The organism is Burkholderia sp. AU6039, assembly GCF_002223365.1.
In the GTDB taxonomy this organism is placed as follows: Bacteria; Pseudomonadota; Gammaproteobacteria; order Burkholderiales; family Burkholderiaceae; genus Burkholderia.
On the sequence record NZ_NKFK01000004.1, the window covers coordinates 686,004 to 707,569 of the forward strand.

The window sequence follows — 21,566 nt, forward strand, 5'->3', positions numbered from 1 at the left end:
CCCAGCACCGGTCCGAGTGAAACGTCAGTTCAGCGTCGTGCCGTTCGGTGCGCCTGCTGCGGCACCGGCCTGCTGCTGAAGCTGCGCGAGGCGTTGTTCGTACAGCGCCTGGAAGTTGATTTCCGCCAGGTGGATCGGCGGGAAGCCCGCACGCGTGATCGCGTCGGCGATGTTCGAACGCAGGTACGGGAACAGGATCGTCGGGCAGGCGATGCCGACGAGCGGGTCGAGCTGTTCGTCCGGAATGTTGCGGATGTCGAAAATGCCGGCCTGCTTCGCTTCGATCAGGAACGCGATCTTGTCCTTCACCTTCGCGGTGACGGTGCCCGACACGACGACTTCGAACACGCTTTCCGCGAGGCGGTCGGCCTTGACGTCGACTTCGACTTCAACCGACGGCATGTCCTGCTCGAGGAAGATCGCCGGCGAATTCGGCTGCTCGAGCGACATATCCTTCAGGTAGACGCGCTGGATGTTGAAGAACGGTTGGTTTTCGACGTCGGACATGGTGTTTCCCTAAAAGTGGTGACGGGGCGGCCCGGCTTCACGCCGGCCGCCACGGATGAATCCTGCGCGCCCAAGCCGCGGCGCGGCCGGCGGCCATTCTGCCCTAATCAGGCCGCTTGCAGAAGCGGGACGAGCCCACCTTCGCGGTCGAGCTTCGACAGATCGTCGTAACCGCCGACGTGCGTGTCGCCGATATAGATCTGCGGCACCGTGCGGCGCCCCGTGCGCGTCATCATTTCGTCGCGGCGGGCCGGATCGCGGTCGATCAGCACCTTCTCGATCTGCTCGACACCGCGCAGCTTCAGCAGGCGCTCGGCCTGGATGCAATACGGACACACCCGCGTGCTGTACATCAAAACCTTGTTCACTTCGCCACTCCTTGTTTGACGACCGGCATCCCGGCCTGCTGCCAGGCGGCCACGCCGCCCTCGAGCACGTGCACCTCGGCGTAACCCGCCGCCTCGACCTCGCGCGCCGCCTTCTGCGACTGCTGGCCGTTCTGGCAGACGAGCAGCACCGGCGTGCTCTTGTTCTTCGCGACCTGCGCGATTTTCGTGCCGATCTCGCCCGCCGCGACCTGGCGCGCCGACGGCAGGTGCCCGGCAGCGAAATCGGACGCGGCGCGCACGTCGATCACGACCGCGTTGCGACGGTTGATGAGCTGCGTCGCCTCCGCGGCGGACAGGCCGCCACGGCCGCGGCGCAGCGCGGGCCAGGCCAGCAGGCCGCCGGATACCACCAGGATCGCGATAAGGGCCAGGTTGGTGTAATTGGTAAAGAACGTCACGGAATTCCGCCGGAAAAAGAGAAATCGGATGAGGACAATCCCGCCATTATAAAATAACCGTCTTGCGCGATGGCGGGCCCGGGTCGGGTCCTGCACGACGCGCCACAGCTTCCTTCACTACCGACCGCAAGATCCATGTACAAACTCGTTCTCATCCGCCACGGCGAATCGACGTGGAACAAGGAAAACCGCTTCACCGGCTGGGTCGACGTCGACCTGACCGAACAGGGTCGCAACGAGGCCTACCAGGCCGGCGAATTGCTCAAGGAGGCCGGCTACACGTTCGACATCGCGTATACGTCGGTGCTCAAGCGCGCGATCCGCACGCTGTGGCACGTGCAGGACAAGATGGACCTCATGTACCTGCCGGTCGTCCACTCGTGGCGCCTGAACGAGCGCCACTACGGCGCGCTGTCGGGCCTGAACAAGGCGGAAACGGCCGCGAAGTTCGGCGACGACCAGGTGCTCGTGTGGCGCCGCAGCTACGACACGCCGCCGCCCGCGCTCGAGCCGACCGACGAACGCGCGCCGTTCAACGACCCGCGCTACGCGAAGGTGCCGCGCGAGCAGCTGCCGCTCACCGAGTGCCTGAAGGACACGGTCGCGCGCGTGCTGCCGCTGTGGAACGAGTCGATCGCCCCGGCGGTGCGCGCCGGCAAGCAGGTGCTGATCGCCGCGCACGGCAACTCGCTGCGCGCGCTGATCAAGTACCTCGACGGCATCTCGGACAGCGACATCGTCGGCCTGAACATCCCGAACGGCGTGCCGCTCGTGTATGAACTCGACGAGAACCTGAAGCCGATCAAGCACTATTACCTCGGCGACCAGGACGCGATCGCGCAGGCGCAGGCCGCCGTCGCGAAGCAGGGCAAGGCGGGCTGACGCCCGTCGGCCGGGTGAGCCGGGCGGGCCGCGTCCGGTGCGGCCCGCCCGGCCCCGGCCCCGGCCCAGCCCCTTGCCCTGCGCGCCGCGCGAACCTTCGCGGCGCCGGCGCTGTCGAATCCGCTTTCGAACCCGCGGTGCGCGCGGCGATGCCCGCCTGACCGGCCCCGGGCCCTTTTCGACGCTTTTCGCGCCGTTCCACTGAGTTATCGGACGAACAGTTATACTTGTCCGCTACATCATCCCCGCTACCGCCACGCGCTTCCCGACCGCACCAGATCTCTATGCGAATGAAATTGAAGAACATCGGCCTGATTGCCGCGGGCCTCGCCACGGGCGTGTTCGCCACGCTGCAGGTTTCCGCATCGGCCGAGCAGACCGCCACGGCGCCGCTTCCCCTCGACCAGCTCCGCCTGTTCGCGGAAGTCTTCGGACAGATCAAGCGCGAGTACGTCGAACCGGTCGACGACAAGAAGCTGCTGACGGCCGCGATCAAGGGCATGGTGTCGAGCCTCGACCCTCACTCGTCGTTCCTCGACAAGACCGACTATGACGAGCTGCAGGAGCAGACGAAGGGCCGCTTCGCGGGTCTCGGCATCGAGATCTCGCAGGAAGACGGCCTCGTCAAGGTGATTTCGCCGATCGAGGATACCCCGGCGTTCCGCGCCGGCATCCGTCCGGGTGACCTGATCACCCGCATCAACGACAAGCCGGTGCGCGGCATGACGCTCGACAAGGCCGTGAAGCAGATGCGCGGCGAGCCGGGCACCAAGGTCACGCTGACGATCTTCCGCAAGAGCGACGACCGCACGTTCCCGGTCACGGTCACGCGCGCGATCATCAAGGTCCAGAGCGTGAAGATGAAGATCCTCGATCCGGGCTATGCGTATGTCCGCATCACGAGCTTCCAGGAGCGCACGACGCCCGATCTCGCGCAGAAGCTGCAAGATATCGCACGCCAGCAGCCGAACCTGAAGGGCCTCGTCCTCGACCTGCGCAACAACGGCGGCGGCCTGCTGCAGAGCGCGGTCGGCGTGGCCGGCGCGTTCCTGCCGCCCGACTCCGTCGTCGTGTCGACCAACGGCCAGATCGCCGATTCGAAGCAGGTCTACCGCGATACGTATGACAACTACCGCCTGCCGTCCTTCGACGGCGATCCGCTGAAGAACCTGCCGCCGGTCTTCAAGACCGTGCCGATGATCGTGCTGACGAACGCCTATTCGGCGTCCGCGTCGGAAATCGTCGCCGGTGCGCTGCAGGATTCGAAGCGCGCGCAGATCATGGGCAAGACGACGTTCGGCAAGGGTTCGGTGCAGACGGTCCGCCCGATGACGGCCGACACCGCGCTGCGCCTGACCACCGCGTACTACTACACGCCGAGCGGCCGTTCGATCCAGAACAAGGGCATCACGCCGGACGTGCCGGTCGATCAGTACGCGGACGGCGATCCGGACGACGTGCTCGTGACGCGCGAGGTCGACTACACGAACCACCTCGCGAACACGCAGGATCCGAACGAGAAGAAGGAACAGGAAGACCGCGAGCAGCGCCGGATGGATCAGCTGCGCGTGCTTGAAGAGCAGAACGACAAGAAGACGCCGGAGCAGCGCCAGAAGGATCGCGATCGCAAGCCGATCGAGTTCGGCAGCGCCGACGACTTCATGATGCAGCAGGCGCTCAACAAGCTCGAAGGCAAGCCGGTCCAGGAATCGAAGTCGCTGCTCGCCGAAAGCACGAAGGGCCCGGCCGGCAAGGCCGCCACGGCCTCGAAGGCATCGGGCGCCAGCGCGAAGCCGGCTTCCGCACCGAAGCCCGCGTCGGCGCCGAAGTAAGCGCCGACCGGCATCCGACGGGCCATCGCGGGAAGACCGCGATGGCCCGTTTTTCATGCGCGCCTAAAATAACGACACCTGTGCCGCCTCGCCACGACTCCCCATGAACGACGATCAACTCCTTCGCTACTCCCGTCACATCCTCGTCGACGAAATCGGCATCGAGGCACAGCAGCGCTTTCTCGATGCGCATGCGATCGTCGTCGGCGCAGGGGGGCTCGGCTCACCCGCCGCGATGTACCTCGCGGCATCGGGCGTCGGCACGATCACGCTCGTCGACGCCGATACGGTCGACCTCACGAACCTGCAGCGGCAGATCCTGCACGTGACGGCGTCGGTCGGCCGCCACAAGGTCGAATCGGGGCGCGACGCGCTCGCGCAGTTGAACCCCGAGGTGAAGGTGCACGCGGTCGCGGAGCGTGTCGACGATGCATGGCTCGACGCGCACGTGCCGCATGCGAGCGTCGTGCTCGACTGCACCGACAACTTCGCGACACGGCATGCGATCAACCGCGCCTGCGTCGCGCATGGCGTGCCGCTCGTATCGGGCGCCGCGCTGCGCTTCGACGGGCAGATCAGCACGTTCGATTTCCGCGACCCGGCGGCGCCCTGCTATGCGTGCGTGTTTCCGGAAGACCAGCCGTTCGAGGAAGTCGCGTGCGCGACGATGGGCGTGTTCGCGCCGACGGTCGGGATCATCGGCGCGATGCAGGCCGCCGAAGCGCTGCGCGTGATCGGCGACATCGGCAAGACGCTCAACGGGCGACTGATGATGCTCGATTCGCTGCGGATGGAATGGACGACAATGAAAATCGCGCGCCAGGCCGACTGCCCCGTGTGCGGGGGCCGGCACTGACGCGCGACGGGCATGCGCCGGGCGGCGCATGCGTGGTGACACTTCGCTACGATTAGCGGCGACGCGGACGCCGACTACGCAGCCGCATCCGCGCGCGGCTCCGCAACCGACAGGCGCTGCAACGCGGCCTGCACTTCCTCCGGCTCGAACGCGGCGAGCACGTCGGCCGTCGGCTTTTCGAGCGCCTTCAGGTGCGCACGCAGGATCTCCTGCTTCACGACCAGCAACTGGCTCGGGTGCATCGAAAACTCGGTGAGCCCCATCCCGAGCAACAGGCGCGTGAGCGCCGGGTCCCCCGCCATTTCCCCGCACACCGACACGGACACGCCCGCGCGCTTCGCTTCGCGCAACGTATAGGCGATCAGGTGCAGCACCGCCGGATGCAGCGGGTCGTACAGGTGCGCGACCGCATTGTCCGCACGGTCGATCGCGAGCGTGTACTGGATCAGGTCGTTCGTGCCGATCGACAGGAAATCGAACCGCTTCAGGAACAGCGGCAGCGCGATCGCCGCGGCCGGAATCTCGATCATCGCGCCGATGCGCACGTTCGGGTCGTACGCGAGCCCCGCGTCGTCGAGCTGGCGCTTCGCCTCGCGGATCAGGTCGAGCGTCTGGTCGATCTCCTGCGCGTGCGCGAGCATCGGGATCAGGATCTTCACCTGGCCGAACGCGGACGCGCGCAGGATCGCGCGCAGCTGCGTGAGGAACATCTGCGGCTCGGACAGGCTCCAGCGGATCGCGCGCAGGCCGAGCGCGGGGTTCGGCGCCGTCTCGTAGCCTTCGTCGAGCGCCTCGAGCGGCTTGTCCGCGCCGACGTCGATCGTGCGGATCGTCACCGGCATGCCCTTCATCCACTCGACGGCCCGCTTGTACGCGGCGAACTGCTCCTCCTCTTCCGGCATCTCCTTCTGATGCATGAACAGGAACTCGGAACGGAACAGCCCGACGCCGACCGCGCCGGCCTCGACGGCCGCCTTCGCGTCGTCGGGCAGCTCGATGTTCGCGTACAGCTCGATCTTGGTGCCGCACAACGTTTGCGTCGGCGAGAACTTCAGACGCTGCAGCTTGCGTTGCTCCAGCAGCTTCTCGGACTGCCGGTACGAATACTCCTCGAGGACGATCGGCGCGGGATCGACGATCACGATGCCCTGGTCGCCGTCGACGATGATCAGGTCGTCCTGGCGAATCAGCGCGCTCGCATGCTGCACGCCGACCGCGGCCGGAATGCCGAGGCTGCGCGCGACGATCGCCGTGTGCGACGTGCGCCCGCCGAGATCGGTGACGAATGCCTGGAACGACTGCGACTTGAACTGCATCATGTCGGCCGGCGCGATGTCGTGCGCGACGACGATCATCTCGTTCGTGCCGTTCTTGGCCGCGCGGTCGAGCGCCTGCGACGCGGACGGCGCGCCGGCGAGCGCCTTCAGCACGCGCTCGACCACCTGCTCGATGTCGGCCTTGCGCTCGCGCAGGTATTCGTCCTCGATATCGTCGAAGTGGCGCGTGAGCAGCTCGAGCTGCTCGGTCAGCGCCCACTCGACGTTGTAGCGGCGCGTGCGGATCAGGTCGATGGTTTCCTGCACGAGCATCTCGTCGCTCAGGATCATCGCGTGGACGTCGATGAATGCGCCGACTTCGCTCGGCGTGTCGTCGGTCAGGTCGGCGCGCAGCGCTTCGAGTTCGTGATGCACGACCTCGAGCGCGGTGCGGAAGCGCTCGACCTCCGCATCGATCTGGTTTGCCTCGACCAGGTAATGGGCGACGTCGAGCGCCGCCGGCGCGATCAGATACGCTCGCCCGATCGCGATACCACGTGAGACGGGAATGCCATGCAGCGTGAAGGACACGCGCACCTCCTCTGTACAAGTAAAGCCGCGGCACACTGCTGCGATGCGCTTATGACCCCGGTTAGCGATTATAAATTCCGCGACTCCCCGCTGACTGCATGCACCGCAGCATTGCGCATTCCGCATCAATGCTTGCGACGAAAAAAATGCCGCGGAATCCGCGGCATTCTGGCTGGAAACGGCAACGATCCGAGGGCCTGTTTCCATATGGAAAGAGGCCCTGGATCACTGGCCTTCGCCGAACTTGTCGGCGATCAGCTTCAGCAGCGCGTCCATCGCTTCCTGCTCGTCGGCCCCGTCGGTCTCGATCGTCACGGTGCTGCCGATGCCGGCCGCCAGCATCATCACGCCCATGATGCTCTTCGCATTGATCTTGCGCCCGTTGCGCGTCATCCAGACTTCCGACTGGAAGTTGCCGGCCAGTTGCGTAAGCTTGGCCGATGCGCGCGCATGGAGCCCCAATTTGTTGACGATGGTGGTTTCTTGTTGAAGCATGATTCTCGGTCGGGTCGGTCGGGGCCGCCGGCGGCGCGCGCCGGCGGTGCGGTCTAAAACGGAAAACGGGAACTCAGTGCGATTCGGTGCGCGGCTGCGGTTCGGGCGGAATCGGCGCGCACTGGCCGCAGCCGGTTTCCGTCGGCGGCGGCGGCGTACCGGACGACACCTCGTGAACGCCCTTCGCGCCGCCGGACAGCGCCTTGTCGACCAGCTTGTCGAGCGGCACGGTGCGGTAGCAGACGGCCCGCACGAGCATCGGCAGGTTCACGCCCGCGAGCACCCGCACGTTGTCGATCTTGGCCAGCTGGCCGGCGATGTTCGCGGGCGTCGCGCCGTACATGTCGGTCAGCACGACCACGCCGTTCTCTTCCTTGAGCCGCGCGAGCTCCGCGTGCGCGAACGCCATCACCTGGGTCGGATCGCTGTCCGCCATCACGTCGATACAGCCGATGCGGGCAGGCACGCCGCCATAGATGTGCGCGATGCAGTCCCGCAGCGCGGTGGCGAGCGGGGCGTGCGCGATGATCAGGATCCCGGCCATGTCAGATCGCTCCCGGCCGCCCCTGGCGGGCCGACACCCCGCGGCGGGGCAATGAGCGTAGCGAGTGAGGGAAACGTTCCATGTTCAGCCTTGCAACAGTTTCGGCCCGACCGCCGGGCCTATGGTGCGCGAGCGCGGCACCGGGCAAGCGGGCATTGTAGCAGGCCGGTCGAACTGCTCCGGCGACGGGGGACCTGCGCGGCCGCCGCCGGGGTTGCGCGGGAAAGCGGCCTACGCGGCCGCACGCTCCAGCGCGTCGATGAACATCGCGGCGACGTCGAAGCCCGTCTGCTCCATGATCTCGCGGAAGCACGTCGGACTCGTGACGTTCACCTCGGTCAGCCAGTCGCCGATCGCATCGAGGCCGACCAGCAGCAACCCGCGTGCCGCGAGCACCGGCCCGAGCGTGTCGGCGATCTCACGATCGCGCGCGGTCAGCGGCTGCGCAACGCCGAGGCCGCCCGCCGCGAGATTGCCGCGCACCTCGCTGCCCTGCGGAATCCGGGCGAGCGAAAACGGCACCGGCTCGCCGCCGATCAGCAGGATGCGCTTGTCGCCGGCCTTGATCTCGGGGATGAATTTCTGCGCCATCACCGAACGCGTGCCGTCGTGGCTCAGCATCTCGATGATCGAACCGAGGTTCATGCCGTCCGGCTTCACGCGGAACACGCCCATCCCGCCCATCCCGTCGAGCGGCTTCAGGATCACGTCGCCGTGCTCGGCGTGGAATGCGCGCAGCCGTTTCGCGTCGCGCGTGACGAGCGTCGGCGCGACGAACTGCGGAAACTCGCCGATCGCGAGCTTCTCCGAATGATCGCGGATCGACTGCGCCTTGTTGAACACGCGTGCGCCGGCGCGCTCGGCCAGCTCCAGCAGCCAGGTCGACGTCACGTATTCCATGTCGAACGGCGGATCCTTGCGCATCAGCACCGCGCCGAACGATTCGAGGCGGCGCGCGTCGACCGGCCCGGCCTCGTACCATGTCTCGCGATGCAGGTCGTCCGGGTCGCCGACGAAGGTGATGCGACGCACGTCGGCCTCGACGGCCGAACCCGTCCACGCGAGCTGGTTCGGCTCGCACGCGTACACCGCATGCCCGCGCCGCGCCGCCTCGGCCATCATCGCGTAGGTCGAATCCTTGTAGATCTTGAAGCGCTCGAGCGGATCGGCGATAAAGAGAATGTCCATGACGTCCTGTACGTGGCGAAGGTCCGTTACACCTGGATGGCTTCGGGGTCGGTCTTTTCCAGTTCGATCGACGACGCGATCAGCGACAGCCGCGCGACGACGCCGTACATGTAGAAACGGTTCGGCGGCGCGGCACCCGGCTTCGCGCCCGCATCCGGCAGCGCGGTGTGCTCGAAGCCGAGCGGCACGTAGTGCATGCCGGGCGCGTTCAGGTTCTGGTCGCGCTCGCGGCCGGCGTGCGTGCGGTAGAAGCCGCCGACCACGTAGCGGTCGATCATGTACACGACGGACTCCGCGACTTCGTCGCCGACGCGCTCGAACGTATACACGCCTTCCTGCACGATCACGTCGCGCACCGCGAGGCCGGCCTTCGACTCGGCCATCTGCGCACGCTCGGCCTTCGACATCCGGCCGATCTCGGCCGCGTCGTGCACGGTCATCACGCCGCGCCCCGCCGTGCCCGCGTCGGCCTTCACGACAACGTACGGCTTCTCGCTGATCCCGTATTCGCGGTACTTGCGCGCGATCTTCTTCAGCACGCCGTCGATCGCGTCGGCGAGCGCCTGCTCGCCTTCATGCGCCTGCCAGTCGACGCCTTCCACGTGTGCGAAATACGGATTCACCATCCACGGATCGACGCCGACCATCTTCGCGAACTTCTTCGCGACGTCGTCGTAGCACGAGAAGTGCGTCGACTTGCGGCGCACGGCCCAGCCCGCGTGCAGCGGCGGCAGCAGGTACTGCTCGTGCAGGTTTTCCAGCACCGCCGGGATGCCGGCCGACAGGTCGTTGTTCAGCAGGATCGAGCACGGATCGAAATTCTTCAGGCCGAGGCGGCGCTGCGAACGCTCGAGCGGTTCGAGCACGATCTTCTGGCCGTCGGCCAGCGTGATCGGCGTCATGTCGGTGATGCTCGGGTCGAGCGAACCGAAGCGCACGTTCAGGCCGGCCTGGCGCATGATCGTCGCGAGCCGTGCGACGTTCTCGAGGTAGAACGCGTTGCGGGTCGGCAGCTCGGGAATCACGAGCAGGTTCTTCGCGTCCGGGCAGATCTTCTCGATCGCGGCCATCGCCGCCTGCACGGCGAGCGGCAGCACTTCGGACGGCAGATTGTTGAATGCGCCGGGAAACAGGTTCGCGTCGACGGGCGCCAGCTTGAAGCCGGCATTGCGCAGGTCCACCGAACAATAGAACGGCGGGGTGTGTTCCTGCCATTCGAGCCTGAACCAGCGTTCGATCGCAGGCGTCGCGTCGAGGATCTTCTGCTCGAGTTCGAGCAGCGGACCGTTCAACGCCGTAACGAGGTGGGGAACCATGAATCACTCGCGAGCGGGAGAATGAAGATTGTAGAGCAATTGCCCTGCCCATTTGGGGATTGTTCCCGGCTTCGCAAGGGTTTGGAGGAAGTTTTCGGCTATTGACCCGATAGTGCAAAGGGTTATGCGCTACGGCAGTGGGTGACAGGAGAAAAAAAGCCCGCCGGGTGGGCGGGCCGAAGTCGCTGCGCTCATTCGGAGCGGGCGCCGTCGTCGCGGCGGCCCGCCGGTCATTCCTGTGACTTATTCGACATGCTCGCCGTGCAGGACCACGTCGAGGCCTTCGCGCTCTTCCTCTTCCGACACGCGCAGACCGATCGTCAGGTCGATCAGCTTCAGCAGCACGAAGCTCAGCACGCCGCTGTAGACCAGCGTGATCAGCACGCCCTTGGCCTGCAGCAGCAGGCTGCCGTCGGCACCGCCGATGTCCTTGATCGCGAACACGCCCGTCAGCAGCGCGCCGAGAATCCCGCCAATGCCGTGCACGCCGAACGCGTCGAGCGAATCGTCGTAGCCGAGCTTCGACTTGAGCCACGTCGCCGACCAGAAGCACACGACGCCGGCCGCGATGCCGATCACGAGGGCACCCGTCACGCCGACGAAGCCGGCCGCCGGCGTGATCGCGACGAGACCCGCGACCGCACCCGACACGATGCCGAGCACCGACGGCTTGCCGTGCGACAGCCACTCGGCGAACATCCAGCCGAGCGCCGCGCAGGCCGTCGCGACTTGCGTCGTCAGCATCGCGAAGCCGGCACGGCCGTCGGCCGCCACCGCGGAACCGGCGTTGAAGCCGAACCAGCCGACCCACAGCATCGAGCCGCCGATCATCGTCAGCACGAGGTTGTGCGGCGCCATCGATTCACGGCCGAAGCCGATCCGCTTGCCGAGCATCAGGCACGACACGAGGCCCGCGATACCGGCGTTGATGTGCACCACCGTGCCGCCCGCGAAGTCGAGCACGCCGTCGGCCGACAGCCAGCCGGTCGGCTCCCACACCATGTGCGCGATCGGCACATAGACGATCAGCGACCAGAGCGTCATGAACACGAGCATCGCCGAGAACTTCATCCGGTCGGCGAACGCGCCGCAGATCAGCGCCGGCGTGATGATCGCGAACGTCATCTGGTAGACGAAGTAGACCGATTCCGGAATCGTCGTCGCGAGGTGGCTGACGGTCAGCGTCGTCGCCTTGTCGCCCTTGACGTAGGTCATCCCGTGCAGGAACGCACGCGACAGCCCGCCGATGAAGCCGTTGCCCGGCGTGAACGCGAGGCTGTAGCCGACCACCGTCCACAGCACCGTGATCACCGCGGTGATCGCGAAGCTCTGCATCACGGTCGCGAGCACGTTCTTCTTGCGGACCATGCCGGCGTAGAACAGCGCGAGGCCGGGGATCGTCATGAACAGCACGAGCGCGGTGGAGGTCAGCATCCACGCGGTGTCGCCCGCGCTGATCTTCGACGAATCAACCGAGAACGGCGCGGTCGGCGCGGCGGGAGCGGCCGGTGCCGAAGCGGCGGCAGCAGCCGACGCATCGGTGGCGCCCGAGGCCGGTGCGGCGGCAGCGGCCGGGGCGGATGCGTCGGTGGCAGCCGGCGCCGAAGCGGCCGGAGCGGCGGCAGCCGACGCGTCGGAAGCCGTTGCGGCGGGCGCGGACGCAGCCGCGGCGGACGCCGCGTCGTCGGCGAGCGCGGGGCCGACGCCGGCCGCGATCAGCGAGCCGGCCATCAGCAGGGACATCAGAAGTTTGCGCATCTTGGGTTTCCTCTTGTCGCTTGTCTTGTCTGTTCTGTTACAGCGCGTCAGCGCCCGTCTCCCCGGTGCGAATCCGGATCACCTGTTCGATCGACGTGACGAAGATCTTGCCGTCGCCGATCTTGCCGGTGCGCGCGGCCCGCTCGATCGCCTCGACCGCCTGGTCGACGAGATCGTCGGACACGGCTGCCTCGATCTTCATCTTCGGCAGGAAATCGACCACGTATTCGGCGCCGCGGTACAGCTCGGTGTGCCCCTTCTGCCGACCGAACCCTTTCACCTCCGTCACCGTGATGCCCGAGACGCCAAGCGCCGACAGCGCTTCGCGCGTCTCATCGAGCTTGAACGGCTTGATGATTGCGGTAATGAGTTTCATGAAGTCCTCTCGCTGGGTTGTCCCGTCGAATTGGTTGGAATGTTGTAACGGACTCTTCTCAGCAACTCGCATGCCAAGTCGGTTCGAGCACCGTTTCAAAGGGCTTCACCAAGGGGTCGCATCGCGTGATGTAAGGTGCGGAAGCCCGGCCGAATGGCCAACGTGGCCCGGTTTGCTGGCGCAGCGAAAGGATCGTTGCTAGAGTGCACGCACGTCCCGGATCGCCGGGGCATTCACCCATGCGGGCGCCATGCCCGGAATTCGCGCTCCGGGCGCACCATTTCCGGTCATGCGTGCATCATGGGCACGTACGCAACTGAAGATGCACATTTTTTGTGCAAGGAAGGGGAATCACATGAAGCAACCCAGCGACGTTTTCAACGATCTGCAGTCGCGCGTCAGCGATCTGCTGAAAAACTCGCCGGCCAAGGACGTCGAGCGCAACGTGAAGGCCATGCTGTCGCAAGGCTTCTCGAAACTCGATCTCGTCACGCGCGAGGAATTCGACACGCAGGCGCAAGTGCTCGCCCGCACCCGCGTGCGCCTCGAGGAACTCGAGAAACGCGTCGCGGAACTCGAGCAGAAGCTCGCCGCGCCGCAAGCCTGACGCCCTGCCCGGCCGCAAGGTCCGGGCGCGGGCCGCCTCGTGCGGCCCGCGCCCGCCGCCTCAAGCACTGAAGCACTGAAGCACTGAAGCACTGAAGTCACCGTATCGCTCTTCGTCGCCCGTCGTTCTCCGCAGCACCCCGCTCTTCGCTGTTCATCGCTCTTCGCAGTCCGTCGTTCCGCTGTTCCTCGTTCTTTCCCCGCGCCACGCCGGCAAGCGCGCACCGATTCCTCCGATTCCCGCGGCATGCGGCCTCGAACGGCCGTCGTCCGTCTTGCTTACAGGAGCCTCGCCATGTCGCTCGCCGTGGTGCGCAGTCGCGCGCCCGCCTCCGGCCGTGCGCCGGACGTCACCGTCGAAGTCCATCTCGCCAACGGCTTGCCGTCGTTCTCGATCGTCGGCCTGCCCGATCTCGAAGTCCGCGAAAGCCGCGAGCGGGTGCGCGCCGCGCTGCAGAACTGCGGCTTCGAATTCCCCGTGCGCCGCATCACCGTCAACCTCGCGCCGGCCGACCTGCCGAAGGAGTCGGGACGGTTCGACCTGCCGATCGCGCTCGGCATCCTCGCCGCGAACGGCCAGATCCCGGCCGACGCGCTGGCCGGCCGCGAATTCGCGGGTGAGCTGTCGCTGACCGGCGCGCTGCGGCCGATGCGCGGCGCGTTCGCGATGGCGTGCGGCGTGGCGCGGGATGGGCAATCAGCCGAAAGTGGCGCGGCTTTAGGCTCGGGTTCCGGCACGCTCTCCGGTTCAGCCAACGGTGGTCAAGGGGCCGGCCCGGAGCCGGGCTCCGCCGCCGCGTCGAACACCCCCGAGCTGTACCTGCCACTCGCCAGCGCCGCCGAGGCCGCGCTCGTGCCGGGCGTCACCGTGTTCGGCGCGCCGGACCTGCCCGCGCTGTGCGCGCACCTCACCGGCGCGCCCGACGGGCGGCTCGACCCGGTCGCGGCACCGTGCCTCGACGGCCTGCCGACGCCGGCCGCCCCCGATCTCGCCGACGTGGTCGGCCAGCGCGGCGCCCGCCGCGCGCTGGAAGTCGCGGCCGCGGGCGGCCATCACATGCTGATGGTCGGGCCGCCGGGGGCCGGCAAGTCGATGCTGGCCGCCCGGCTGCCGGGCCTCCTGCCGCCGCTGACCGACGACGAGGCGCTGACGTCGGCGGCGCTCCTCTCCGCGAGCCGCCTCGGCTTCTCGCCCGCGCAGTGGCGCCGGCGGCCGTTCCGTGCACCGCATCACTCGTCGAGCGCCGCCGCGCTGGTCGGCGGCCGCAACCCGCCGCAACCGGGCGAGATCACGCTCGCGCACCTCGGCGTGCTGTTCCTCGACGAACTCCCGGAATTCGACCGGCACGTGCTCGAGATGCTGCGCGAGCCGCTGGAGGCCGGCCGCATCACGATTTCACGCGCGGCGCAGCAAGCCGACTTCCCGGCCGCATGCCAGCTGATCGCCGCGATGAATCCCTGCCCGTGCGGCTGGCACGGTGATCCGTCGGGGCGCTGCCGCTGCTCGCCGGACGTCGCCGCGCGCTACCTGCGCAAGCTGTCGGGGCCGCTCGTCGACCGCATCGACATCCAGATCGACCTGCCCGCGCTGTCGCCGGCCGAACTGGCGACGCGCGCGTCGGCGCCCGGCGAGCCGAGCGCGGCGGTCGCCGCGCGGGTCGCGCAGGCGCGTGCGCTGCAGCTCGACCGGCAGGGCAAGACGAACCACATGCTGAGCGGCCGCGAGACCGACGACCTGTGCCGGCCGACCGACGAAGGCGAACGGCTGCTGCGCGAGGCCGGCGAGCGCTTCGGCTGGTCGGCGCGCGCGTATTTCCGCGTGCTGAAGGTCGCGCGGACGATCGCCGACCTGGCCGGCGACCCGCTGCCGACGGCCGCGCAGATCGCCGAAGCGATCCGCTACCGGCGCGCACTGACGGCGCTCTGAACGCCCTCGGAGGACAAAATCCGGCTGTCAAGACTTGACTTATGCACAATTCCGCGAATCCGGCCCCGGATCAGGGCTCGGCGAGACCTTTGCAGCACGGAATCCGTATCTCGTTGTTTTGATTGACTTTTATCAAAACGCGAGCGAGCGGCCAAACGGGCCGGAAGGCCGTCCCGCGCGGCTTGGCGGGAAATCCGGGCAACTTTTCAACAAAGTTATCCACATGCGCTGTGGATAGCCGAAAAAACCTCGCAAAATCCGGCGACTAGCGTCGAAAGCTGCGAATGAACTTTCAGTTGTCACAGAGTGTCTGAGCGCCCTCTCCGGCCGCCGTCAGTCGAGTTTGAACGACCCGAAAAACTGGTCGAGCTGCTCCTGCGTGAGCGGGCCGTCGGCGATCACGACGGCCTGGTACGCGTGCCGGCCGCGCGCGACGAGTCGCGCCACGATCGTCTTGTGCGCGCGATCGCCGCCGGCGGCCGCGCCCGCGACGCGCAGCTCGAGCCCGTTCACCGCGCCGCCGGCCGCGAGCGGCACGGGCACGGAAGCCGTCTGCGGCGCGCCTTCGAGGTTGCGCGACAGCCCGGCGCGCAGGAATTCGAGCGCCGCGCGGCGCGTGTCGTCACGGTCGTCCGGCAGCGTCAGCGTGCCGACCGCGAACACCGCGCCGTCGACGTGCGCGGCCTGCATCCGCATCGGCATCGACGCGCCGCCGATCGCCACCGGCTGCTCCTCGACGGTCGGCTTCGCCGGCAGGTCGATCGTGTAGCCGGCATCGTTGTGCAGCGTGCGCCAGTCGTACGACGGCGAGCACGCGGCCAGCACCGCGCTCATGCACGCGAGCGCGGCGAAGTGTCGCAGCGGACGAAAAAGGGGGCGCAACGAAACGGTGACTTCCTTCGGCATGGCGTGGATCGGGCAGGCAAAACGGGCATTATCCGCTGAACGTGACATCCGGGATGCGTGGCCGCCGTCGGTGCGCAAGCCGCATTCGCGCTAAAATGAGCGCCGAATTTCGATGTCCTTTGCATTGATCCGCGTCATCGACCGACTCCGAGAGCACCAGATGAACACCACGCCTCCCGTCCGGCGCAGCGCCGGCCCCGTCCGCTACATCGTCGCCGCCGCTGTCGTCGCGGCGATCGCCGTCGCCGGCTTCTTCGCGTTCAACGGCAAGTCCAGCGTGCCGGACGCCACGTTCACGCTGCTGTCGGGCCAGAAGGTCTCGACTGCAGGCGACCTGAAAGGCAAGGTCTATCTCGTGAACTTCTGGGCGACGAGCTGCGCGACCTGCATGCAGGAAATGCCGCAGATGGTCGATACCTACAATCGCTTCAAGGGTCAGGGTCTGGAATTCGTCGCGGTCGCGATGAACTACGATCCGCCGATGTACGTCGCGAACTACGCGCAGACGCGCCAGCTGCCGTTCAAGGTCGCGCTCGACGACGGCAGCGTCGCGAAGCAGTTCGGCAACGTGCAGCTCACGCCGACGACCTTCGTCGTCGACAAGGACGGCAAGATCCTGAAGCGCTACGTCGGCGCACCGCAGTTCGCGGAACTCGACGCGCTGCTCAAGAAGGCACTCGACGGCAACGCAGCCTGAGCGCCGCCCGATCCGGCTCGAAGGGCCGCGCACCGCGCCCTTCCCCGCACGACGGACCGCACGACCGGGCAAGCCGGTTCCGCGGTCCGTTTGCTTTTCAGCGCTCGGTTTCGCCTTTCGCCGACAGCCCGTAGCGCTTCATCTTCTCGTACAGCGTCGCCTTGCCGACATGCAGCCGGTCGGCCGTCGCGGCGACCGCGCCGCCCGTCTGGTTCAGCGCCTCGGCGATCACCGCGCGCTCGAATTGCTCGATGCGCTCCTTCAGCGTCTGCTCGCTGTCGGCGTCGTCGCCGCTCGCGCCCGTCTCCTGCGGCATGTCGGCCACGCCGAGCACGAAGCGGTCGGCCGCGTTGCGCAGCTCGCGCACGTTGCCGGGCCAGTCGCGCTGCATCAGGCTCGCGCGCTGCCGGTCGGTCAGCACCGGCGCGGGCCGCGCGTAACGCACGGCCGCATCGAGCATGAAGTGCTCGAACAGCGGCACGATGTCCTCGCGGCGCTCGGCCAGCGGCGGCAGCGCGATCGTCACGACGTTGAGGCGGTACAGCAGGTCGCGCCGGAACGTGCCGGCCGCGACGAGCTCGCTCATGTCGCCCTTCGCGGCCGCCACCACGCGGCAGTTCACGCGGATCGGCTGGTTCGAGCCGAGCCGCTCCAGCACGCCGTCCTGCAGCACGCGCAGCAGCTTCACCTGCAGCGCGAGCGGCATGCTTTCGATTTCGTCGAGGAACAGCGTGCCGCCCGATGCATATTCAAGCTTGCCGACGCGGCGCTTCGCGGCGCCGGTGAACGCACCGGGCTCGTAGCCGAACATCTCCGACTCGAACATCGGCTCGGGCAGCGCGCCGCAATTCACCGCGATGAACGGCTTGTCGCGGCGCGGCGACAGCTCGTGCAGGCTGCGCGCGATCAGCTCCTTGCCGGCGCCGGTGTCGCCGTTGATCAGCACCGACGCATCGGTGGGCGCGACGTTCGCGATCAGCTTGCGCACCTGCTCGATCGCGGGGCTGCGGCCAATGATGCGCGGCGCGACGACGTTCTGCCCGGCCAGCTCGCGCCGCAGCGCGTGGTTTTCGAGCACGAGCTCGCGGCGCTCGAGCGCGCGCCGCACCGTCTCGATCAGGCGCTCGGCCGCGAACGGTTTTTCGATGAAGTCGTATGCGCCGTCGCGCATCGCCTGCACGGCCATCGAGATGTCGCCGTGCCCCGTGACGAGGATCACGGGCACGTCGGGCACGCGCTCGCGGCACTGCGCGAGCACGTCGAGCCCGCTCGCGCCGGGCAGCCGGATGTCGCTGACGATCGCGCCGGCGTTATCCGCGACGATCGCCTTCTCGGCCGCCTCGGCCGACTCGAAGCCGGCGACGTCGAACCCCGCCAGCTGAAGGCTCTGCACGCTGGCCCGGCGAACGAGCGCATCGTCTTCGATATAGATCACTTGCAGCCGGTTGGCCATCGTACTCACTTGCTCCTGACGGGCCGCGGCGACAGCGCGCGCGGCGTCGTTGATACCGATCGTGCGCCGATCGGGCGGGCGGCGTGGCGCGCCTAGCGCGAGCCCGCCGGCTCGGACACGGAGTCCGGATGATGCGTGCGGGCGCGCCGCAGCGTCAAGACGAACAGCGCACCGCCCGACGGCGCGTTGCGCGCGGTCAGCGCCCCGCCCGCGTCGCTCGCGATCGACGACGAGATCGCGAGGCCGAGGCCGAGCCCGCGCCCCATTTCCTTGGTCGTGAAGAACGGCTCGAACAGGCGCGGCAACAAGTCAGGGGCAATGCCGCTTCCGTTGTCGCGCACCTCGACGGCGAGCGTGGCCGCCGACACCGCGATCGTCACCTCGATCGCCGGCGCCGCGACGCCGGCCACCGCGTCAAGCGCGTTGCCGAGCAGGTTGATCAGCACCTGTTCGAGGCGCAGATCCTCGCAACGGGCGACGAGCTCGGGATAGTCGCGCGCCAGGTCGAGCGGCGCATCCTGCGCGGGCGACACGGTCGCGTCCTGCAGCGTCAGCGTGAGCGCGACGCCGCGCAGCCGCTCGTCGAGCAACGACAGCACGCTGCGCAGCGCGCGCACGACGAGCGCCTGCTCGTTGCGCGGCTTCGCGCGGCCGACGAACAGCTTCAGCTGGTTCGTGATCTTGCCCATCCGCTCGGTGAGCGCGGCGATCGCCTCGAGGTTCTCGCGCGCGGCCGCCTGCTCGCCGCGATCGAGCAACACGCGCGTGTTGTCCGAGAAGCTGCGCAGCGCCGCGAGCGGCTGGTTCAGTTCGTGCGTGATGCCGGCCGCCATCTGGCCGAGCGCGGCGAGCTTGCTCGCCTGGATCAGTTCGTCGTGCGCGGCGCGCAGCTCCTGCTCCGCACGGATCCGGTCGCCGACTTCCTTCTGCAACTGCTCGTTCGCTTCCGACAGGTCGGCCGTGCGCTCCTCGACGCGCCGGTTCAGCTCCGCGTACGCCTGTTGCAGCAGCGCGCGGCCGCGGATCATTTCACGCACGCGCGCGCGGCGCATCCGCCAGTAGAACGCGAGCAGCGCGACCGACACGAAGCCGAAACCGGTGACGATCGTCGCGTTGCGCGCATCGGCGTCGACGGGCGCGATCGGCGCGAGCGTGACGAGCAGCCAGTCGGGCTCGCCGATCCGGCGCTTGCTCGCGAGGAACCGCGGCGCGCGCATGCCGGGGCCCAGGCGCACGATTTCCGCATCGGGGCCGAGCACCTGCTCGATGCGCAGCGGCAGCGGCGTGACGGGCTGCTGCGCGTACTGGCGCGTCTCGTAGATCGACGCGGCGACAGGGCCCGTGAGCGGGCGCAGCGTGTGGTACTTCCATGCGGGCACCGACGACAGGAACACGACGCCGTGATCGTCCGCGACGACGAGCGGCTCCGACGCATCGGCGCCCTGGAACCATTCGAGGTTGAGCTTCACGACGACCACGCCCGCGATCTTGCCGTCGCGCCACACGGGCTGCGAGATGTAGTAGCCGGGATCGCGCGAGATCGTGCCGATCCCGAAGAAGCGGCCGACCTGGCCGTTCATCGCATCGAGGAAATACGGGCGGAAGCGGTATTCGGTCCCGACGAAGCTGTCGGGCGCGCGCCAGTTGCTGGCGGCGACGCACAGGCCGTCCGCGCCGATCACGTAGGTGACGGTCGCGTGCGCGTGTTCGTTGAGGTCTTCGAGATAGCGATTGACGCGCCCGGTGTAGTCGGCGCGCGTCGGCTCGGCGAGCAGGTCCTGCACATACGGGTGGCTGCCGAGCAGATAGGGCAGCGACTCGTAGCGGTCGAGCGTGCTCTTGAGCGCGTTGGTGGTGCGGTCGACGCGCACCGCGGCGTTGCGCTGCAGCTCGGCGACGCCGCGCCGCCAGGTGATCGTCCACGTCAGCGTGCACGCCGCGGCGAGCGCGGCGGCAAGCACGACGAGAATGAGCAGACGGCGCGTCACGGTCGAGGCTTCCTGGCGATGCGGATCACCTATTGTGTCATAGGCCTCCGCCCTTCCGCCTCGACCGCCGCGGCTCGCACCGCCGGCGGGCGGTGCCGCCGCCTGCTCCTTCATGACGTCAGACGCCGGCCGTCTCGGTCGGCGCCACTTCGCCGCCGCCCTTCAGCGCCTGGCGCAGCTTGTTGCGGTCGAGCTCCTTCTCCCAGGCCGACACGACGACCGTCGCGACGCCGTTGCCGACGATGTTGGTCAGCGCACGGCATTCGCTCATGAAGCGGTCGATGCCGAGGATCAGCACCATGCCCGACAGCGGGATCGTCGGCACGACGGCCAGCGTCGCGGCGAGCGTGATGAAGCCCGCGCCCGTGACGCCGCTCGCGCCCTTCGACGTCAGCATCGCGACGGCGAGCAGCGTGAGCTGCTGCATCCACGTCAGTTCGATGTTGGTCGCCTGCGCGATGAACAGCACGGCCATCGTCATGTAGATGTTGGTGCCGTCGAGGTTGAACGAATAGCCGGTCGGCACGACGAGGCCGACGACCGAACGCGAGCAGCCGGCCTTCTCGAGCTTTTCCATCAGCTGCGGCAACGCGGCTTCCGACGAGCTCGTGCCGAGCACGATCAGCAGCTCTTCCTTGATGTAGGACACGAAGCGGATGATCGAGAAGCCCGTGACCCGCGCGATCGTGCCGAGCACGACGAGCACGAACACGACCGACGTCAGGTAGAACGTGCCGATCAGCTTGAGCAGCGGCACCAGCGAGCCGACGCCGTACTTGCCGATCGTGAACGCCATCGCGCCGAACGCGCCGATCGGCGCCAGCTTCGTGACGATGTGCACGATGCCGAACAGCACGCGCGTGAGCCCGTCGATGAAGTCGGTGACGACCTTGCCGCGCTCGCCGAGATGCGCGAGCACGCTGCCGAACAGCAGTGCGATCAGCAGGATCTGCAGGATCTCGCCCTGCGCGAACGCATCGACCATCGTGTTCGGGATGATGTGCATCAGGAAGTCGACCGTCGACTGCCCGTGCGCCTTCGCCGCGTACGACGCGACGGCCTTGCCGTCGAGCGTCGCCGGATCGATGTTGAAGCCGACGCCCGGACGCAGGATGTGCGTGGCCGCCAGGCCGAGCACCAGCGCGAAAGTCGACACGATCTCGAAGTACAGCAGCGCCTTGCCGCCGACGCGGCCGACCTTCTTCATGTCCTCCATGCCGGCGATGCCGGTGACGACCGTACAGAAGATGATCGGGCCGATCACCATCTTGATCAGCTTGATGAAGCCGTCGCCGAGCGGCTTCATGTCGGTGGCGATCGACGGATAGAAGTGGCCGAGGATCACGCCGACGATGATGGCGAAGATCACCTGCACATAGAGCACTTTGTAGAAGGGTTTCTTCTTCACGATGGTTCCTGCAGAAGTAGATGAGCCGATGGAAACGGCGTCACGCGCGCGGACGAATGTCACAGGGGAAGATTCACTCGCCCGCGCGGCTGCCGTGCCGCAACAAGCGATGCCTCAGGACGTCCGGAGGGGGAGGAAGGCAGTGGTCATCGATTGTCTCCTTGCTTGCTGTAGTAGTTCGGCCGGGGGAGGG

Annotated in this window: 20 protein-coding genes; 6 read left to right on the plus strand and 14 right to left on the minus strand. The window is 67.5% G+C overall.

The genetic code is table 11. The features are described 5' to 3' along the window. Positions 1-24 precede the first annotated feature (24 nt). The 3 genes from secB to CFB39_RS15890 form a co-directional block, all read right to left on the minus strand. A complete protein-coding gene (secB, locus tag CFB39_RS15880) occupies positions 25-507 on the minus strand; it encodes a protein-export chaperone SecB (protein WP_089426394.1) in 483 nt (160 codons plus the stop codon). A 107-nt stretch (positions 508-614) separates the two neighbouring features. Further along, positions 615-875, minus strand: a complete 261-nt coding sequence (grxC, locus tag CFB39_RS15885) for a glutaredoxin 3 (RefSeq protein ID WP_089473603.1) — start codon at positions 873-875, stop codon at positions 615-617. Beyond that, the gene (locus CFB39_RS15890) at positions 872-1,294 is read right to left on the minus strand and encodes a rhodanese-like domain-containing protein (RefSeq protein ID WP_089426395.1); all 423 of its coding nucleotides are present in this window, start codon (positions 1,292-1,294) and stop codon (positions 872-874) included. Before CFB39_RS15890 ends, grxC begins: the two co-directional genes overlap by 4 nt. 135 nt (positions 1,295-1,429) lie before the next feature. On the opposite strand from CFB39_RS15890, the gene gpmA reads away from it, so the two are divergent. From gpmA to CFB39_RS15905, 3 genes are all read left to right on the plus strand, one after another. Further along, positions 1,430-2,176 carry a 2,3-diphosphoglycerate-dependent phosphoglycerate mutase gene (gene gpmA, locus CFB39_RS15895; protein ID WP_027789056.1) on the plus strand — a complete coding sequence of 249 codons (747 nt, stop codon included), beginning with the start codon at positions 1,430-1,432 and terminating at the stop codon, positions 2,174-2,176. 284 nt (positions 2,177-2,460) lie between these two features. After that, entirely contained in the window at positions 2,461-4,008 is a 1,548-nt protein-coding gene (locus CFB39_RS15900; protein WP_039346234.1) for a S41 family peptidase, read from the plus strand. A 103-nt stretch (positions 4,009-4,111) separates the two neighbouring features. After that, the gene (locus CFB39_RS15905; RefSeq protein WP_089473604.1) at positions 4,112-4,864 is read left to right on the plus strand and encodes a molybdopterin-synthase adenylyltransferase MoeB; all 753 of its coding nucleotides are present in this window, start codon (positions 4,112-4,114) and stop codon (positions 4,862-4,864) included. Between the two features lie 74 nt (positions 4,865-4,938). Here CFB39_RS15905 and ptsP read toward each other — a convergent pair whose 3' ends face one another. The 7 genes from ptsP to CFB39_RS15940 form a co-directional block, all read right to left on the minus strand. Next, entirely contained in the window at positions 4,939-6,711 is a 1,773-nt protein-coding gene (gene ptsP, locus CFB39_RS15910; protein WP_043187426.1) for a phosphoenolpyruvate--protein phosphotransferase, read from the minus strand. Positions 6,712-6,936: 225 nt separating this feature from the next. Beyond that, the gene (locus CFB39_RS15915; protein ID WP_089441083.1) at positions 6,937-7,206 is read right to left on the minus strand and encodes an HPr family phosphocarrier protein; all 270 of its coding nucleotides are present in this window, start codon (positions 7,204-7,206) and stop codon (positions 6,937-6,939) included. 73 nt (positions 7,207-7,279) lie between these two features. Further along, positions 7,280-7,750 carry a PTS sugar transporter subunit IIA gene (locus CFB39_RS15920; protein ID WP_089426398.1) on the minus strand — a complete coding sequence of 157 codons (471 nt, stop codon included), beginning with the start codon at positions 7,748-7,750 and terminating at the stop codon, positions 7,280-7,282. Between the two features lie 231 nt (positions 7,751-7,981). After that, a complete protein-coding gene (gene gshB, locus CFB39_RS15925; RefSeq protein WP_089456980.1) occupies positions 7,982-8,938 on the minus strand; it encodes a glutathione synthase in 957 nt (318 codons plus the stop codon). Between the two features lie 26 nt (positions 8,939-8,964). Next, entirely contained in the window at positions 8,965-10,254 is a 1,290-nt protein-coding gene (gene gshA / locus CFB39_RS15930; protein WP_089473605.1) for a glutamate--cysteine ligase, read from the minus strand. Positions 10,255-10,497: 243 nt separating this feature from the next. Next, the gene (locus tag CFB39_RS15935; protein ID WP_089473606.1) at positions 10,498-12,012 is read right to left on the minus strand and encodes an ammonium transporter; all 1,515 of its coding nucleotides are present in this window, start codon (positions 12,010-12,012) and stop codon (positions 10,498-10,500) included. A gap of 37 nt (positions 12,013-12,049) precedes the next feature. Continuing rightward, positions 12,050-12,388, minus strand: coding sequence for a P-II family nitrogen regulator (locus CFB39_RS15940; protein ID WP_004198020.1), 339 nt, complete (start codon positions 12,386-12,388; stop codon positions 12,050-12,052). Positions 12,389-12,743: 355 nt separating this feature from the next. On the opposite strand from CFB39_RS15940, the gene CFB39_RS15945 reads away from it, so the two are divergent. Beyond that, a complete protein-coding gene (locus CFB39_RS15945) occupies positions 12,744-12,995 on the plus strand; it encodes an accessory factor UbiK family protein (protein ID WP_006489451.1) in 252 nt (83 codons plus the stop codon). Positions 12,996-13,289: 294 nt separating this feature from the next. Next, positions 13,290-14,921 carry a YifB family Mg chelatase-like AAA ATPase gene (locus CFB39_RS15950; RefSeq protein ID WP_089473607.1) on the plus strand — a complete coding sequence of 544 codons (1,632 nt, stop codon included), beginning with the start codon at positions 13,290-13,292 and terminating at the stop codon, positions 14,919-14,921. A gap of 333 nt (positions 14,922-15,254) precedes the next feature. Here CFB39_RS15950 and CFB39_RS15955 read toward each other — a convergent pair whose 3' ends face one another. Next, a complete protein-coding gene (locus CFB39_RS15955; RefSeq protein ID WP_089473608.1) occupies positions 15,255-15,827 on the minus strand; it encodes a hypothetical protein in 573 nt (190 codons plus the stop codon). A gap of 160 nt (positions 15,828-15,987) precedes the next feature. On the opposite strand from CFB39_RS15955, the gene CFB39_RS15960 reads away from it, so the two are divergent. Further along, positions 15,988-16,524 carry a peroxiredoxin gene (locus tag CFB39_RS15960; RefSeq protein ID WP_089426404.1) on the plus strand — a complete coding sequence of 179 codons (537 nt, stop codon included), beginning with the start codon at positions 15,988-15,990 and terminating at the stop codon, positions 16,522-16,524. 97 nt (positions 16,525-16,621) lie between these two features. Here CFB39_RS15960 and CFB39_RS15965 read toward each other — a convergent pair whose 3' ends face one another. From CFB39_RS15965 to CFB39_RS15975, 3 genes are all read right to left on the minus strand, one after another. Beyond that, on the minus strand, positions 16,622-17,977 hold the full coding sequence (locus CFB39_RS15965; RefSeq protein WP_089426405.1) for a sigma-54 dependent transcriptional regulator: 1,356 nt from the start codon (positions 17,975-17,977) through the stop codon (positions 16,622-16,624). A 92-nt stretch (positions 17,978-18,069) separates the two neighbouring features. Next, positions 18,070-20,079 (minus strand): ATP-binding protein, encoded by a 2,010-nt coding sequence (locus CFB39_RS15970; RefSeq protein ID WP_089431720.1) that lies wholly within the window; start codon positions 20,077-20,079, stop codon positions 18,070-18,072. A gap of 4 nt (positions 20,080-20,083) precedes the next feature. After that, a complete protein-coding gene (locus CFB39_RS15975; protein WP_060321844.1) occupies positions 20,084-21,373 on the minus strand; it encodes a dicarboxylate/amino acid:cation symporter in 1,290 nt (429 codons plus the stop codon). Positions 21,374-21,566: the final 193 nt, after the last annotated feature.

Coding starts and splice junctions, on each gene's coding strand:
- secB (WP_089426394.1), bottom strand. CDS start 507: ATGTCCGACGTCGAAAACCAACCGTTCTTCAACATCCAGCGCGTCTAC.
- gpmA (WP_027789056.1), top strand. CDS start 1,430: ATGTACAAACTCGTTCTCATCCGCCACGGCGAATCGACGTGGAACAAG.
- CFB39_RS15900 (WP_039346234.1), top strand. CDS start 2,461: ATGCGAATGAAATTGAAGAACATCGGCCTGATTGCCGCGGGCCTCGCC.
- CFB39_RS15905 (WP_089473604.1), top strand. CDS start 4,112: ATGAACGACGATCAACTCCTTCGCTACTCCCGTCACATCCTCGTCGAC.
- CFB39_RS15915 (WP_089441083.1), bottom strand. CDS start 7,206: ATGCTTCAACAAGAAACCACCATCGTCAACAAATTGGGGCTCCATGCG.
- CFB39_RS15920 (WP_089426398.1), bottom strand. CDS start 7,750: ATGGCCGGGATCCTGATCATCGCGCACGCCCCGCTCGCCACCGCGCTG.
- gshB (WP_089456980.1), bottom strand. CDS start 8,938: ATGGACATTCTCTTTATCGCCGATCCGCTCGAGCGCTTCAAGATCTAC.
- gshA (WP_089473605.1), bottom strand. CDS start 10,254: ATGGTTCCCCACCTCGTTACGGCGTTGAACGGTCCGCTGCTCGAACTC.
- CFB39_RS15935 (WP_089473606.1), bottom strand. CDS start 12,012: ATGCGCAAACTTCTGATGTCCCTGCTGATGGCCGGCTCGCTGATCGCG.
- CFB39_RS15940 (WP_004198020.1), bottom strand. CDS start 12,388: ATGAAACTCATTACCGCAATCATCAAGCCGTTCAAGCTCGATGAGACG.
- CFB39_RS15945 (WP_006489451.1), top strand. CDS start 12,744: ATGAAGCAACCCAGCGACGTTTTCAACGATCTGCAGTCGCGCGTCAGC.
- CFB39_RS15950 (WP_089473607.1), top strand. CDS start 13,290: ATGTCGCTCGCCGTGGTGCGCAGTCGCGCGCCCGCCTCCGGCCGTGCG.
- CFB39_RS15955 (WP_089473608.1), bottom strand. CDS start 15,827: ATGCCGAAGGAAGTCACCGTTTCGTTGCGCCCCCTTTTTCGTCCGCTG.
- CFB39_RS15960 (WP_089426404.1), top strand. CDS start 15,988: ATGAACACCACGCCTCCCGTCCGGCGCAGCGCCGGCCCCGTCCGCTAC.
- CFB39_RS15965 (WP_089426405.1), bottom strand. CDS start 17,977: ATGGCCAACCGGCTGCAAGTGATCTATATCGAAGACGATGCGCTCGTT.
- CFB39_RS15970 (WP_089431720.1), bottom strand. CDS start 20,079: ATGAAGGAGCAGGCGGCGGCACCGCCCGCCGGCGGTGCGAGCCGCGGC.